The following is a 14,910-nucleotide window of genomic DNA, read 5'->3' as shown; positions in this document are numbered from 1 at the left end:
TCTAGAGCTAAAATTGCTGAGTAAAAACCATTTCTAAAATCATATAAAATTAAAGACTAAATTTTAGCAATTCAACAAAAGTTAAATGGTTAAAAATCTGATTATTATAACCTAGAAACTTATTAACTATTTACATCAAAAAATATTCAAATAAACCTTAATATTTATCATATAAAACTCACAAAAAAACTTAATTTTGTGTAAGATTATAAAATATAATACATATGAATTTCCGAATAGAAAAAGACACAATGGGCGAGGTAAAAGTACCTGCCGACAAACTTTGGGGAGCACAAACAGAGCGTTCTCGTAATAATTTTAAAATTGGACCTTCTGCATCAATGCCATTAGAGATTGTAAATGGTTTTGCTTATCTAAAAAAAGCTGCTGCACATGCAAACTGCGAATTAGAAGTTTTATCTAAAGAAAAACGCGATTTAATTTCAAATGTTTGTGATGAAATTTTAGAAGGTAAACATAATGATCAATTTCCGTTGGTAATTTGGCAGACAGGTTCTGGTACACAAAGTAACATGAATGTTAATGAGGTTGTAGCTAATAGAGCACATCAAATTGCAGGAAAAGTTATTGGAGAAGGTGAAAAAACAATACAACCAAATGATGATGTAAACAAATCACAATCTTCTAATGATACTTTCCCTACCGGAATGCACATTGCTGCTTATAAAAAAGTAGTTGAAACTACGATTCCTGGTGTTATACAATTGAGAAATACATTACATAAAAAATCTATAGAATTTAAAACGGTTGTAAAAATTGGTCGTACGCACTTAATGGATGCAACACCATTAACTTTGGGTCAAGAATTTTCTGGATATGTTTCTCAATTAGACCATGGTCTAAAAGCACTAGAAAACACATTACACCATTTAAGTGAATTAGCCTTAGGTGGTACAGCAGTAGGAACTGGTATGAACACGCCTAAAGGATATGACGTATTAGTGGCTAAATACATAGCTGAATTTACCGGATTACCATTTATAACGGCAGAAAATAAATTTGAAGCATTAGCAGCACATGATGCTATTGTAGAAACACATGGCGCTTTAAAACAATTAGCGGTTTCATTAAACAAAATTGCCAATGATATAAGAATGATGGCTTCTGGTCCACGTTCTGGTATTGGTGAAATTATAATACCAGCAAATGAACCAGGAAGTTCAATTATGCCAGGAAAAGTAAATCCTACGCAATGTGAAGCCTTAACGATGGTTTGTGCACAAGTAATTGGTAATGATGTTGCTATTTCTGTTGGTGGTACACAAGGACATTACGAGTTAAATGTATTTAAACCAATGATGGCTGCAAACATTTTGCAATCTGCTCAATTAATAGGTGATGCTTGTGTGAGTTTCGAAGAGCATTGTGCAAGTGGTATAGAACCAAACCATCAGGTTATAAAAGAGTTATTAAATAATTCATTAATGTTGGTTACTGCTTTAAACACAAAAATAGGATACTATAAAGCTGCTGAAATTGCAAATACTGCTCATAAAAACGGAACAACCTTAAAAGAAGAAGCTATTAACTTAGGATATGTTTCTGCAGAAGATTATGACGAATGGGTAAAACCAGAAGATATGGTTGGAAGCTTAAAATAGAATCTCTTAATTAACCATAAAAATTATTTAATATGAAACACAAACTTCTTTTCGCTATTGCTTTTATAAGTGCTTTTTCTTTTGGCCAAACTACATTTTTACCAAAAGTAGTCATAAATTCAGCAACAGGTGATGCACCTTATTCTATTGACACAGGCTTAATTGACGGTGATTCTTTTATAGATATTTTAGTAGGCACCAATTTAGGTAATACTATAGAATGGTATAAAAACAATGGCGACAATACCTTTACATTACAAACCTTAGTTTCTAATGTTCTAGATGGTATAGGAGGTTTAAAACTTATTGATTTAAATAGTGATGGTTATTTAGATATTTTAGCAACAGCTTATAATAATGACCGTCTTGTATGGTTTCCAAATGATGGATTAGGAAATTTTGTGGTTCAAAATGTAATTTCTAATACTATAATGGGTGCTTCTGGAATCGCTGTAGGTGATATTAACAACGATACATTTATAGATGTTGCTGTAACCGCTTACGACAGTAATGAAGTTATATGGTTTTCTAATAATGGTACTGGTACTTTTACATTAGAAAGCGCTAAAATTGATGATACATTAAGTGCTCCAGGTGTTGTAAACCTAAAAGATATAGATGGAGATGGCGATTTAGATGCATTAATTGCAACCGCAGTTTATTCTAATGATGTTGTTGAAATATTTAGAAATAATTTGGTGCCTTCTGGTACAGTTTCATTTACAAAAGATGCTATTTCTGTTGCCACAGGTAAAGTTGGTATGTTTAATGCTACTTTTGAGGATATTGATGGTGATACCAATTTAGATATATTGGCAACTGAAGTATCTTATGGTGGAGGACCAACAGGAAACTTATATTGGTATGAAGATAACGGTTCTGGATATACAGAAACTATTTTCTCTACTACTATTAGCAATCCTGCTCTGGCACTTTTTAAAGACCTAGATAATGATGGTTTAAATGATATTATATTAAGTAGTGGAAAAGCAAATGCTGGAAATGATTTAGTATGGTTTAAAAATAATGGCTCTGGTACTTTTGCTACCGAAGAAATTATAGATGCAACCCAAAGTCAAGCTTTTGTATATTCTATTGAAGATTTTGACGCAGATGGCGATTTAGATATTGCTAGCTGTGAATATAATCTAGATAATCTAAATTATTTTGAAAATCAAAAAATTGTACTTAGCATACCTAATTTAGATTTGCAAACAGTTTCTATATTTCCTAATCCCACTAAAGATTTTTTAAATTTTGAAGGGCAAAATACCGAAATTAACGTGACGGTTTTTGATGTTTTAGGAAAACAAGTTTTAACTAAAGATTTATCTGTTGGTGAAAAATTAGATGTTTCGTCATTAGTTTCTGGTATATATACTGTTAAATTGAATGATAAGTTTTCTACAAAATTTATTAAGGAATAAAGAATATCATAAAATGTTATAAAAAAAACGCTATTAAATTATCATTAGCGTTTTTTTTTGTTCAAAATTTTAACAATCTTTACAAAAACATCATTTATTATGTCTGTCCTCATTTTAAACATAAAACAATTGCTTCAGGTTCATGAGTCTAATGTTACTATTATAAAGGGTAAAGAGATGAAAGAACTTAGTATGCTAGAAAATGCTTACATCTATATTGACCACGATACCATTATTGAATATGGAAAAATGGAAGATTATAGAACAATTGAAGCAGATACAATTATTGATGCTACAGGCAAAATAGTTTTACCTTCATGGTGCGATTCTCATACGCATGTCGTTTATGCTGGTGACAGAACCTCTGAATTTGTAGACAGAATTAATGGATTATCTTATGAAGAAATTGCTAACAAAGGTGGTGGCATATTAAATTCGGCTAAAGTTTTACAAGACACTTCAGAAGATGATTTATACAATCAATCCATAAAGCGTGTAAATGAATTAATAGCAATGGGAACAGGTGCTATTGAAATTAAAACAGGTTATGGACTTACCGTTGATGCAGAAATGAAAATGCTAAGTGTTATTAAACGAATAAAACAAGAAAGCTTAGCTGTTATTATACCTACTCTTTTAGCTGCTCATGCAATTCCTTCCGAATTCAAATCTAAAAAGAAGGACTACATTAAATTAATAACAGAAGAACTAATACCAAAAGCATCTGAATTAAACATTGCACACTTTATAGACGTGTTTTGTGAGGAAGGCTATTTTGATATAAAAGAAACCAATACCATCTTAGAAGCTGCTAAATCTTATGATTTAAGACCAAAAATTCATGTAAATCAGTTTAATATTTTAGGAGGTATTGCGCTTGGTGTAAAACACAATGCGCTATCAGTTGACCATTTAGAAGAATTAAACGAAAAAGATATTGAAGCCTTAAAAGGCAGTGACACTATGCCAGTTGCGCTTCCTGGTTGCTCTTATTTTTTAAGTATTCCTTATACACCTGCTAGAAAACTTATTGATGCAGGTTTACCGTTAGCAATTGCTTCAGATTACAATCCTGGTTCTTCACCAAGTGGTAATATGAATTTTGTTGTAAGTTCCGCTTGCGTAAAATTAAAAATGACACCAGAAGAAGCCATTAATGCAGCTACTGTTAATGGAGCATATGCTATGGGAATAAGTAATATGTATGGTAGCATAACAAGAGGCAAAAAGGCTAACCTATTAATTACAAAGCCTATGAATCATTATAGTGAAATTCCTTATGCATTTGCTCATAATCCTATTGAGCAAGTTATAATAAATGGTCAATTACTATAATTTCTATAAAGACATTAAAACAAAAAAAATCCAGAAGTAAACTTCTGGATTTTTTGCTATTAATCAATTAATCAACCCTTACTTCAAAGTAAACTCTGAAGAAGATATTAATGCCTTATCATTAAATACATTTACTTTATAACGACCTTTTTCAAATTTAGAATCTTCCAACTCGTCTATATATTCGCAAATATTTAAATTTCTATTTTCGTAATTAAATCTACTGATTAAGCTGTAGTTTAATACTTGATCATCAAAGTTTATTTGATCGTTAGAACCTAATACATTGTTTAAAGGGTCTATTACCTGCACATATAATTCTTTATCACCAGCTTCAGTTAACATGTTTTTAGCTACTGTAAAACAAACTTTAAGTTTATCACTTCTTCCTGCACGTTCTGTTGGAATTTGTTTACCACTACTTCTTTCAATTACTCCCATTCCTACTAAGCCCACAGTTTGTAGTGCTGCTGCATCTTTAACAACCGTAGAAAGCTGAGTGTTTTGTACTAAAAGAGAATCTGTAAACATAGTACGTTCTGCTAATTGTACTTGCGTACTATCTAACGACGTTGCTAAATATTCATTCTCAACTTTTAAACGATCGTTCTCAGTTAATAAAATCTCCATTTCTTCTTCTAAAGCTTGGTATTTCTTTTTATATCTCCATAAACTATTTACACTATTTTGAGATATTTTTAAAGAATCCATTAAACCTTGAATACGTTCTCTTGCAGCAATTAAATCTTGATTTTTTACTTCACTTTCAGCAATAGCTTCATCATAATCCTTTGCTAAATTACTAAGGTCAGTCATTACTTGTTGCTTCTCGCTAACTAATAATTTTTCATTTTCTTGCTTTTCATTGTATAACTTAGAAGTAAAAAATGCTGTTCCTAAGAACAATACAGCTAATATCGCTAAGCCTACTTTTAATCCTGTGTTTGATTTTTGTGAACCTTCCATAAATTGTTTGGTTTTAAGTATTGTTAATTGTTGTTTTTAATTTTTATTTGAGATCAAAGTAATTAAATAAAACTGTACTTTTATTCTATTATTTTAATTATTTATCCAAAATGAATCATCTTGTCTTATTTACTGAAAAAGAAAAACAAAAGCTTTTAAAGAAACGTAAAGGCGAATCAAAATTTGGAGAACATATTCAGTTAATACCTAACCTCACTAACATATACGATGATATTGTTAATTTAGATGTTGACTATGTTTTATTTGGAATAAATGAAGATATTGGTGTATTCGGAAACTTCGGACAAACAGGCACTTACAAGGCTTGGGAAGCAACTCTAAAAGTTTTGTTAAATATACAAAGTAACTCTTTTACATCTGCAAAACGTGTGCTTATTTTAGGTCAATTAGATTATCTAGAAGAACGTAAATCGCTACTTTCTTTAGATATTTCTAAAAAGAAGGAACTCTCTAAGGTCCGACAATTTGTTGAAACTATAGATAAAGATGTAACCAACGTAGTATCTTCTATTGTTAGAGCAGGAAAAACACCAATCATTGTTGGAGGTGGACATAATAATGCCTACGGAAATATAAAAGGTTGCTCTTTAGCCAATAATAAAAGAATGAATGTGGTTAATTTTGACGCACATTCAGATTTTAGGGAAGACGAAGGCAGACATAGTGGTAACGGATTTAGCTATGCTTTTGCTGAAGGTTTTTTGAGAAATTATTTCATTTTTGGCTTGCATGAAAATTATACTTCAATTAAATTATTAAATACAATTAAAAAGATTAAAAATCTTAAATACAATACTTATGAATCTATTGAGGTTAGAAATGAAGTAGATTTTAAACCAGAAATGAAAGCTGCATTAGATCATGTATCTGAAAAATTATTTGGGATTGAAATAGATTGCGATGCCATAGCAGATATTCCGAGTAGTGCAATGACACCAAGCGGTTTTAATGTAACACAAGCCAGACAGTTTGTAAGTTATTTTGGTAAGCATAAAAATGCTTCTTATTTACATATCTGCGAAGCTGCACCAACAAAAAAAACAATGACCAAAGTAGGAAAACTAATTACTTACCTCATTACAGATTTTATTAGAGCCAATGACAATTAAAATAATTAACTACCAACCTCAGTACGCCAAAGACTTTTACAATTTAAATATTGAGTGGTTAAAAACTTTTTTTTATGTTGAATCTTATGATGAAGATGTTTTAAGCCATCCAGATAAATACATTATTAAAAAAGGTGGTTTTATTTTCTTTGCATTAAAAGACGAAAAAGTAGTTGGTACTGCAGCATTAATGCCAACGGCAACTTTTGGCATTTTAGAATTAACTAAAATGGCCGTTTTACCAGAAGAACGTGGACAAAAAATTGGTCAGCAGTTATTGCAACATTGTATTGATTTTGGTAAAACTAAAAATTTAAAAGGTCTTCTACTCTATTCAAGTAGAAAATTAGAAAACGCTATTTATTTATATAGAAAATATGGTTTTGTGGAAATTTCGGTTGAAGAAAATTGTCCTTATGAACGCTGTGATATAAAGATGTTGTTAGCGTATTAAATTAACTTTTATTCATATGACAAATTATGATTTCTCAACATTAAGTCCAACAGATTTCGAAAAATTGGTATGTGACCTGATGAATGCTTATTTTATTAATAAAAACCTAGGTGGTACATTTAAAAGCTTCAAACCTGGCAGAGATAAAGGAATTGACATACTTCTTTCAACACCTGAAAATGATTTTAAAATTATTGGACAGGTAAAACATTATAATAAATCGAAATATGCTAATTTAAAATATGACCTTAAAAACACTGAAAAAGAGAAAATATTCAAATTAAATCCTACTTCTTATTTAGTAATTACTTCACTTGAATTAAGTCCTCAAAATAAGTTAGAAATAAAAGAGATTTTTGCTCCTTACATTTTGTCAATTGATCATATTTTTGGAAGAGAGGACTTAAACTCTATTCTAAATCAAAACAAGAATATTGAAGAAAGGCATTACAAATTATGGTTTTCGAGTACAATTATTTTAAATAAAATACTCAACCATAAATTTCAAAGTAGAAGAAAAGAATTTTCAGAAAAAAATTTAAAGAGAAAATTTAGAATTTTCGTTATTACGAACGATTTCCACAAAGCGAAATTAATATTAAATGAAAACAAATTCATTATTTTAACAGGGGAACCTGGAGTAGGAAAAAGTACTTTATCTGAAATGATTATTTATGATTATCTGAAAAATGACTACCAATTAAACATAGTGTATGATAATATAAAAGAAATAGAAAATGTTTTAATTGATGATGAGTCTAAACAACTTTTTTATTTTGACGATTTTCTTGGACATACTCAAGAAGAAATAAATAAATCAAAATCTGCAGAAGCTTCACTTATTAAAATAATTAGTCAAATAGAAAATTCTGAAAATAAATATTTGATATTAAATACTAGAAAATTTATTTTGACTTCTTTCATGCAAGGTTCAGAAAGACTTAGACATTTTGACCCACTTAGATCCGAAACTAAAATTGAACTAAGAACATATTCGTATTCTATAAAAAGAAAAATATTAGATAATCATATTTACGATTCTGAATTAGAAAAAAAACAAAAAGATATTATTAGAATACTAGCTCATGACATATGTGTAAATGATAATTTTACACCAAGAATTGTTGAATTTTTCACTAATTCCGACAGAGTTAATCTTGAGCCTCAAGATTTAAAAAAATTTATAATTAATAATCTTAAAGACCCTAAAGAAATTTGGAATCATGCTTACATGAAACAAATTACTCAATTTGATCGATTTCTTTTGAATACGCTTTATTCATTAAATGGTGAAACCGATATAAAGCATCTGGAAAAAGCATACAATGCTCGAATAAATTTTGAAGTAGAAAAAAACAATTATATTAAACCTCAAAATCCATACTACGAAAGTTTAAAATTGATGAATGATGGTTTTATCATTATTAGTAACAACAAACCAAAATATATTAACTTCATCAATCCATCTCTTGAAGATTTTCTTAAATATAGAATTAATGTAAATAGGCAAGAGGTTGAAAGAATTTTATTTTCATCAAAATATATTGAACAATGGTATTTCTTTTATTCGCCTTACATCAAGCCAAAAGATGCAATAGAAAAAAACATTTCTTGTTTTTTTCTAAATAACTATAAAGAATTACTTGAAAACTCATTAGATATTAATTACGATAAATTTCTAATCTCAATTTTTATTCAATACTTTTTTGAAAACGGACTAGAAGAAAATATTAACAATCTAAAAAGCATTAATGATTGGAATTTCTTAAATAGAAATGAAAGTGCTTTATTCTATTCAAAGAAATTATTAAACTATTCAAAGAGTATAAATAAACTAAATAAAACTATTTGTGATTTTAATTCGCAATTCTTTTATATTCTTCTTACAAATGAAGAAAACTTAGAGAATTTGATAGAATTATTAAATATTTTTATACGACATTTCAATAAAAATATTTTTAATTTATTTAAAAACGAATTAGAATTATATGATTATTTCTTAGATCATCTGGAAGCAGTATTTTCAGATTATATAGAGTCAAATTATTACTTTTTAAAAAATCAGAATATTGAAAAAGATGCTAACTATGAAATAATTGATAAAATCGAAAAGTATATCGAATTCATAACTTTGAATATAAATGAATCATTTGAAATTGAATATAGATTTATGCTTCGACAAGACTGGAATGATATAGCACTTATAAATTCTATAGAAAATGTTCAACGTCAATCCAAACTCGTAATTGACTATGACTCAATAGCAGACGAAATGATGATGAATAACTTTGAAGATAATGAATACAGAGATTACTCAAAAATCACATTAGATGATATCATAAATGGTAAAGTTTTACCTATAAAGGATGATTCATTCAAAGAAAATAAAATCACTGATACAGATGATAAATTATTTAATGCTGATGATGATTTACCTTTTTAATTTTGCTTTTCTGAAGCAGCTTTCAACGAATCTATTTGACGCTGCAATCTATTAATTACCTCTGTGTTATCGTCAATTTTAGGAATACGCATTAAAGAATCCATTTGTTGCTCCATTACATCTTCATCTTTTGGAACCTCTTTATAATAATAACCAATACCTTCACTTGCTCTCCAAGCTTCATTTAATTGATTATAAACTTCTTCATCCCAAGTACTTGGATGTTTTACATCTATCCAAATAACATCTCTATACTCACTATCTATCAATACTAAATCTGGCGTTGCAGAACCATCAAATTGCTGCGCATCAGTTGTACTTATAGAAGATATTGTACCCAAGAAAAACATACGTTTTCTACCTGCAATTTCTTTTATGTAAGGTCTAAATTCTACAGGTGTGCTTGCATTCCAATCATATTCTTTACGAGACTCTTTTACTTTTAATGGCATTGCAGAAACACCTGCATAACCTTGTTTTTTAGTGGCATGATCGTAATAATACATTTTATCGGTTCCGTCTGCCGGAATAAACACACTATAGCTTAAACTTGTGCGCTCATCGCCTACTGGCTCTAAACCAAACCAATGGTATAAGCCGCTATAAGCATCTGAATTAGAACCTGCAAAATCAAAATCAGTAACATAAGGTTGTTGATTTTGGTCTTTTGGCATAACTGGAATTTTAACTGCTGTTTCCATTTTCCATGGTAATGGATCACTAAATCCTCCAAGAAATTTTAAAGATTCTGCTTGTAATTGAGACACTTTTTCAGCTAAAGTATTTTGTTTGTTTAAAAATGGATAATTTTTAATTTCATCTGGACTCACAAATGTGCCTTTACCAATCGTTACGCGTTCTATATAATCATTTACATCGTGCTCACCACTATCTATAATCATTACACCTCCAAATGATGGATATGGAAAAAAGAAGCCTTTCCATTTTATTAAACTCACAACTTCTACCCATTTATTATCGTCATTTTTCATGTAAAATGTATCACTTGGCTCGTAATTAAAAAGCATCCATGGATTAAAACGTTGCACAACAGCATTGTAAGTGTTTCTGCTAAACTTTAGAGATTCACCTATTGAAAAGGTAACATCAATTCTATTTTCGTTAGAAAACCTCGGAAATGGCGTTGTACTACTTACAGCAAATACCTCTTCTGTATTATCGCTAATTTGTTGCATTACGTACTTCTCACTTGGCTGAATTGCCATAGTCCACTTATTCTCAGTGCCAATTCTTACTAAATGTGGTAGCGAAACGTCTTTGGTTTCACCTACACTTTCATTTGCCATAGAAAATATATTTCTAAGTGGCTGAATACGTTCGTTTTGCGTTAATGGTAGTTCGTTGATTTCAACTTTATTTAAACTATTGAATACATTATATGTTTTCATGTAATCATACATTTTTAGATGCCAACCTACACCATATAATATTCCAAAAAATACAATCATCAATGCTAAAATCCCTAAGCGACTACCAACATTTGCAGAATTTCTGAATTTTCGCAATCCAAGAATTAAAACTAATAAACTGACAATAATTATAAAGATGTATTTTCTAATAAATAGTAAAACAGGTTGATAATCGTCTCTAAAAAAGAACAATAACACTAATAATAGTAAAACCACAAAAATTGTGACTGCTTTCTGTTTTCCTCCCTTGTTCCAGTATTTCTTAATCATTTCTTATTTTTTGTAATTCTAACTTTAAATCAGAACTTTAAACTTATTTACTTAATAGCGACCTAAAAATTAACTTAGCGCCAAATTTTACATTACATAAGACCCTTATCTTTTAATCGGTCACGTGCACTTGTTTTTTCTATTTCAGGTTTTGATTCTATATCTTGTTTAACCTGTGTTTCGGCATTTGAGTCTTTGGATTCTAGCTCATGTATAAAATCTTTTCCTTTTTCTACTGTGTCTTTTACAGCATCTAATAATGAATCACCTTTTTCATCAATAACTTCAGATGATTTAAATACAAAGTTTGCTAAATACGTTCCTATTAAGGTACCAAACATACTTGACGCAAATAATGAGATGGTCATTAAATCAATAGGAATTAAAAACCTTGCTATCACAATAAAAACAAGAAATAAAACACCAATATAAACCAATCGCATTAAAAAAGACTGTTGATATAAAAATCCTTTTTTGCTAGTTGAAGGCATTTGCAAATCTTTAGAATAAAAAATTTTATTAAAAAAACGGTATACTTTATTGCTTTTAGATTCTCTCCAGTACAATACAATTCCAAAAAGAATTGAGGCTATAAATGCTATTATTTCTAGTGACATCATATTAAATTTATGGTTCTTATAAAGTTAGTCTAAAATTATTAAATATTGTTACTGATTCTTTCAATTACCCAATCTTTAAAGGAATCTTCCCAAGTTTCATAACTCTTATAAAACTGTTCTTTATCGTACCAATACAAGAATAATACATCCATTGGTGCAATATTAATGAGTAATTTATGGATTAAATCTCGATGTTCTGAAGATAATGAAGAATGAGGCTGATGTAAAGCAAAATAAAACGATTGATCTACAATATCTTCTATTTTATAAGCATTACTGCGTTCAAGTTTTTCGAGGTATAATTCTACGCTCATTACCTGTTTTCTTGCCTTTATATCTATTTTATTTAAATAGCTTTTAAATAAAACATTATCATTTAATATATCTTTAATTGGATGTTCTGTATCTTTTAAAAACAGTGCTAATTCATACTTTTTAATACGATCATAATTTGGCGTTTTTACCATATGTTCTAAATCACATTCAATTATTATATGATCTTTTAGTTTATCTACTAATTCTGGCTGTGCTATATGGTAAATTAAAACATCATGTAATGTGTCCTTTATAGCTTCCTTATAAGCACTTAAGCTTTCAAAAATAATAATTGTTTTTATAAAATCTCTCAATAAATAAACACCACCAAAAGCTCTTGTATAAAATGAATTTGTAGTAAAATGCAATGGATGTAAGCTTAAATCTCTGTCTCGCAAATCGCCATATTTTTTTGCCGAATCTAATAATTGTTGATGAATACCTTCATCTATAAAATTATTATCAGTTTTAAATTTATCAACTAATTTTAATTGATCTTTCTGTACCTGCTCAAGGTTATCTATAAGCCTAAATTTAATAGTGATATTATCATATTTTAAGACATCTAATGGCTCATAAAACACATCTATATCTTGGTCAAAATCTATGCAAATCGCAGAATCTCTAGTGATATCATTGATTTTTTGTCCATGTGTTCTAAAAATATGTTGCATCATTTCTTTATCGAAAGAATGAAAAGGCAAATACACAGGTTTACCTTTTTGTAAAGGTGATATAATGATTCCATTTGGGTTGGCATCACCATGATTTAAATATTGTGTATTATTTTTCTCTTCAGCAACTTCTGGACTCCAGCCAATACCATCTATATAAAATGACTTGAGTTTTGTCTCTGTAAAACCTAGTGTTTTTAAGCATTTATTATAACGCTCAACGAGTTTTCCACTTATAGGAATAAGCTCGCTTCTGTATAAATTTGCTACTTTTAGTTTTTTCATTATTTTTAAATCAAATTATTGATTTGAGCATATTGCAACAACATAATTGTTTTTGCATCAATAATCTCCTCTGTTTTAATCATTTCTAAAGCCTTAGAAAATGGTAATTCTAAAACCTCAATTTCTTCGTTTTCACTTTCTAATCCTCCACCATCATTAATTTGCATTTCATCTACATATTCTGCCACAAATAAATACATTTTTTCTGTTAAAGCGCCAGGTGATGTATATGCGGACAATACTTGTTTCGCATTATTAATTCTATAACCTACCTCCTCTTCTGTTTCTCTAAGAATGGTTTCTAAAGCACCATCATTATTGTCAATTGCTCCTGCACAAACCTCAATACACATGCCTTCTGATTGATTTTGTTCGTAAACTGGCATTCTAAATTGTCTGGTTAAAATTACAGTACCTTTCTTTGCGTTATACAACAAAATTGCTGCTCCATTTCCACGATTATAACACTCTCTAGAAACAGATTTCCAATCTCCATTTTTAAATTGATAATCGTAATCAATTCTATCTAACCTTGCCCATTCTTTAGAAAGATTTGTTTTAGTTATGTTTTTTAGATTGTTATTCATAATGATTTATCTTTTAGATAGATCTAATTATTCTGTGTATAATAAAAAGGTATGGACCAAGATCTAATGTTTTCTTGGTTAAATTCTTTCTTTATAGTAATAGTCTGCATTCCAAACTTTTCATTATTTAGAGGTACATAGCCAATAATACCAAATTGTTTAGTTATAGGATGTGTATATTTTAAAAAGTCTATATCCTTTTTTTCTTCATTTAAATATATTGTATTGTATTTGCGATAGCAGTCTAAAAAATTTAATCTTTCTTCTTTTCTTTGTTCTACTTTAGATTTATTTGAGTCTTTAACATAAGCATCACATGTTCCTTCTCTCATTTTCTTTTCATTATCAAAAATGGGAATAAATACTCTAACAACCTCAGATTTAATAATGTCTGATTCTATTTCTGGCGCTAAAAGAAACGTACTGTTAGTGTTTTCAGACTGATAATAACTAGGATTTATCTTTAAGTCATCTGACTCTATAGAAAGCCCATTTTTAATCAAATAAGGTATGTTAGTTTTATTCATTTGAATAACAGCTAATGGCATTCCAACTATTAAAAAAGACAACATTAAATACGCTAGAGATTTATTCTTTTTAAAATTAGAACCAAATATCATTGATACTTGAAGAATAGACTTATACAAAGGCCCAATCATAATTAGAGAGCCATATTTTACGGCTTTAAAATATAATATCTGAAGGTTTTCTTTTTCTTTATTTTTTTTCAAATTAGCTATTGTTCCTATAACCATCTGAAACAACATAGCTGCAATAAATAAAACTAGAGGAATTAAAAGGATATAAGTATGTACATAACTAGACAACATATTAAATACTAATAAATACACACACGCCAAAATTGCCATATAGGAGTACATCAATAAAAATGTAAATGCAGCCGAAAAGATAACGCTACAAAGTTCATCTACCTTTTTTATTGAATCTTCTAGCTTTGGTAATATAGAAAGAATCTTCTCTGTATATATCTTTGAATACGCGCTATCTTCTATACTATAATCTGGAAAAACAGAATTTAAACCTACCAACCCAATCCAATAAGCTCTGAGAAAAAAATGGATTACAAACATTGACGCTAAAATACTAATGGCAAATAGACCAATAAAGACAATAGCATAACCAACCAAATACTGGCTAGGATCTAAAGTGTTAATCAATTTATTTGTTGCCCAATCGATAACCTCAAACAATTGAAATGTTCCAAATATAGCTATTGCAGACACTAACAATTCTGCTTCCCAGCTTTCATCCTTTAGTCTCTGCAACCAACTATTTGTTGTTTTGTTAGAAGAATTATCTAACTCTATTTCATTATTTGTGTCGTAATTCAT

At 29.2% G+C, this 14,910-nt stretch carries 12 protein-coding genes; 6 read left to right on the top strand and 6 right to left on the bottom strand.

Annotated elements, in window-relative coordinates; translation table 11 throughout:
- Window positions 1-224: 224 nt before the first annotated feature.
- The 3 genes from fumC to hutI all read left to right on the top strand — a co-directional run bounded on the left by fumC (window position 225) and on the right by hutI (window position 4,384).
- A complete protein-coding gene (fumC, locus tag HNV10_RS09515; protein ID WP_173301118.1) occupies window positions 225-1,622 on the top strand; it encodes a class II fumarate hydratase in 1,398 nt (465 codons plus the stop codon).
- Window positions 1,623-1,654: 32 nt separating this feature from the next.
- Entirely contained in the window at window positions 1,655-3,049 is a 1,395-nt protein-coding gene (locus tag HNV10_RS09510) for a T9SS type A sorting domain-containing protein (protein ID WP_173301117.1), read from the top strand.
- A gap of 99 nt (window positions 3,050-3,148) precedes the next feature.
- Window positions 3,149-4,384: an imidazolonepropionase gene (gene hutI, locus HNV10_RS09505; RefSeq protein WP_173301116.1), complete on the top strand. Its 1,236-nt coding sequence runs from the start codon at window positions 3,149-3,151 to the stop codon at window positions 4,382-4,384.
- Window positions 4,385-4,462: 78 nt separating this feature from the next.
- On the opposite strand, the gene HNV10_RS09500 is transcribed toward hutI, so the two are convergent.
- Complete coding sequence (locus HNV10_RS09500; RefSeq protein ID WP_173301115.1) at window positions 4,463-5,350, bottom strand: chromosome partitioning protein ParA; 888 nt, start codon at window positions 5,348-5,350, stop codon at window positions 4,463-4,465.
- Between the two features lie 110 nt (window positions 5,351-5,460).
- On the opposite strand from HNV10_RS09500, the gene HNV10_RS09495 reads away from it, so the two are divergent.
- From HNV10_RS09495 to HNV10_RS09485, 3 genes are read left to right on the top strand one after another with little or no spacing between them, the layout of a single operon-like run.
- Window positions 5,461-6,480: a formimidoylglutamase gene (locus HNV10_RS09495; protein WP_173301114.1), complete on the top strand. Its 1,020-nt coding sequence runs from the start codon at window positions 5,461-5,463 to the stop codon at window positions 6,478-6,480.
- On the top strand, window positions 6,470-6,934 hold the full coding sequence (locus HNV10_RS09490) for a GNAT family N-acetyltransferase (protein WP_173301113.1): 465 nt from the start codon (window positions 6,470-6,472) through the stop codon (window positions 6,932-6,934). The genes HNV10_RS09495 and HNV10_RS09490 overlap by 11 nt, the downstream gene beginning before the upstream one ends.
- Before the next feature lie 16 nt (window positions 6,935-6,950).
- Window positions 6,951-9,377 carry an nSTAND3 domain-containing NTPase gene (locus HNV10_RS09485; protein WP_173301112.1) on the top strand — a complete coding sequence of 809 codons (2,427 nt, stop codon included), beginning with the start codon at window positions 6,951-6,953 and terminating at the stop codon, window positions 9,375-9,377.
- Here HNV10_RS09485 and HNV10_RS09480 read toward each other — a convergent pair.
- The 5 genes from HNV10_RS09480 to HNV10_RS09460 form a co-directional block, all read right to left on the bottom strand.
- Window positions 9,374-11,077 (bottom strand): hypothetical protein, encoded by a 1,704-nt coding sequence (locus HNV10_RS09480; protein WP_173301111.1) that lies wholly within the window; start codon window positions 11,075-11,077, stop codon window positions 9,374-9,376. The genes HNV10_RS09485 and HNV10_RS09480 overlap by 4 nt on opposite strands.
- A gap of 92 nt (window positions 11,078-11,169) precedes the next feature.
- Window positions 11,170-11,697, bottom strand: a complete 528-nt coding sequence (locus tag HNV10_RS09475; RefSeq protein ID WP_241695490.1) for a hypothetical protein — start codon at window positions 11,695-11,697, stop codon at window positions 11,170-11,172.
- Window positions 11,698-11,735: 38 nt separating this feature from the next.
- A complete protein-coding gene (locus tag HNV10_RS09470; RefSeq protein ID WP_173301110.1) occupies window positions 11,736-12,971 on the bottom strand; it encodes a DUF6638 family protein in 1,236 nt (411 codons plus the stop codon).
- 5 nt (window positions 12,972-12,976) lie between these two features.
- Window positions 12,977-13,558, bottom strand: coding sequence for an NUDIX domain-containing protein (locus HNV10_RS09465; protein ID WP_173301109.1), 582 nt, complete (start codon window positions 13,556-13,558; stop codon window positions 12,977-12,979).
- A 23-nt stretch (window positions 13,559-13,581) separates the two neighbouring features.
- Entirely contained in the window at window positions 13,582-14,910 is a 1,329-nt protein-coding gene (locus HNV10_RS09460; protein ID WP_173301108.1) for a hypothetical protein, read from the bottom strand.

Origin of the sequence: Winogradskyella litoriviva (assembly GCF_013249065.1) — a bacterium.
Classification (GTDB): domain Bacteria; phylum Bacteroidota; class Bacteroidia; order Flavobacteriales; family Flavobacteriaceae; genus Winogradskyella; species Winogradskyella litoriviva.
This window is presented reverse-complemented; position numbering and strand designations above follow the sequence as displayed.

Excerpts from the sequence above, each read along its gene's own strand:
- fumC (WP_173301118.1), top strand. The coding sequence starts at position 225 with ATGAATTTCCGAATAGAAAAAGACACAATGGGCGAGGTAAAAGTACCT.
- HNV10_RS09510 (WP_173301117.1), top strand. The coding sequence starts at position 1,655 with ATGAAACACAAACTTCTTTTCGCTATTGCTTTTATAAGTGCTTTTTCT.
- hutI (WP_173301116.1), top strand. The coding sequence starts at position 3,149 with ATGTCTGTCCTCATTTTAAACATAAAACAATTGCTTCAGGTTCATGAG.
- HNV10_RS09500 (WP_173301115.1), bottom strand. The coding sequence starts at position 5,350 with ATGGAAGGTTCACAAAAATCAAACACAGGATTAAAAGTAGGCTTAGCG.
- HNV10_RS09495 (WP_173301114.1), top strand. The coding sequence starts at position 5,461 with ATGAATCATCTTGTCTTATTTACTGAAAAAGAAAAACAAAAGCTTTTA.
- HNV10_RS09490 (WP_173301113.1), top strand. The coding sequence starts at position 6,470 with ATGACAATTAAAATAATTAACTACCAACCTCAGTACGCCAAAGACTTT.
- HNV10_RS09485 (WP_173301112.1), top strand. The coding sequence starts at position 6,951 with ATGACAAATTATGATTTCTCAACATTAAGTCCAACAGATTTCGAAAAA.
- HNV10_RS09480 (WP_173301111.1), bottom strand. The coding sequence starts at position 11,077 with ATGATTAAGAAATACTGGAACAAGGGAGGAAAACAGAAAGCAGTCACA.
- HNV10_RS09475 (WP_241695490.1), bottom strand. The coding sequence starts at position 11,697 with ATGATGTCACTAGAAATAATAGCATTTATAGCCTCAATTCTTTTTGGA.
- HNV10_RS09470 (WP_173301110.1), bottom strand. The coding sequence starts at position 12,971 with ATGAAAAAACTAAAAGTAGCAAATTTATACAGAAGCGAGCTTATTCCT.
- HNV10_RS09465 (WP_173301109.1), bottom strand. The coding sequence starts at position 13,558 with ATGAATAACAATCTAAAAAACATAACTAAAACAAATCTTTCTAAAGAA.
- HNV10_RS09460 (WP_173301108.1), bottom strand. The coding sequence starts at position 14,910 with ATGAATTACGACACAAATAATGAAATAGAGTTAGATAATTCTTCTAAC.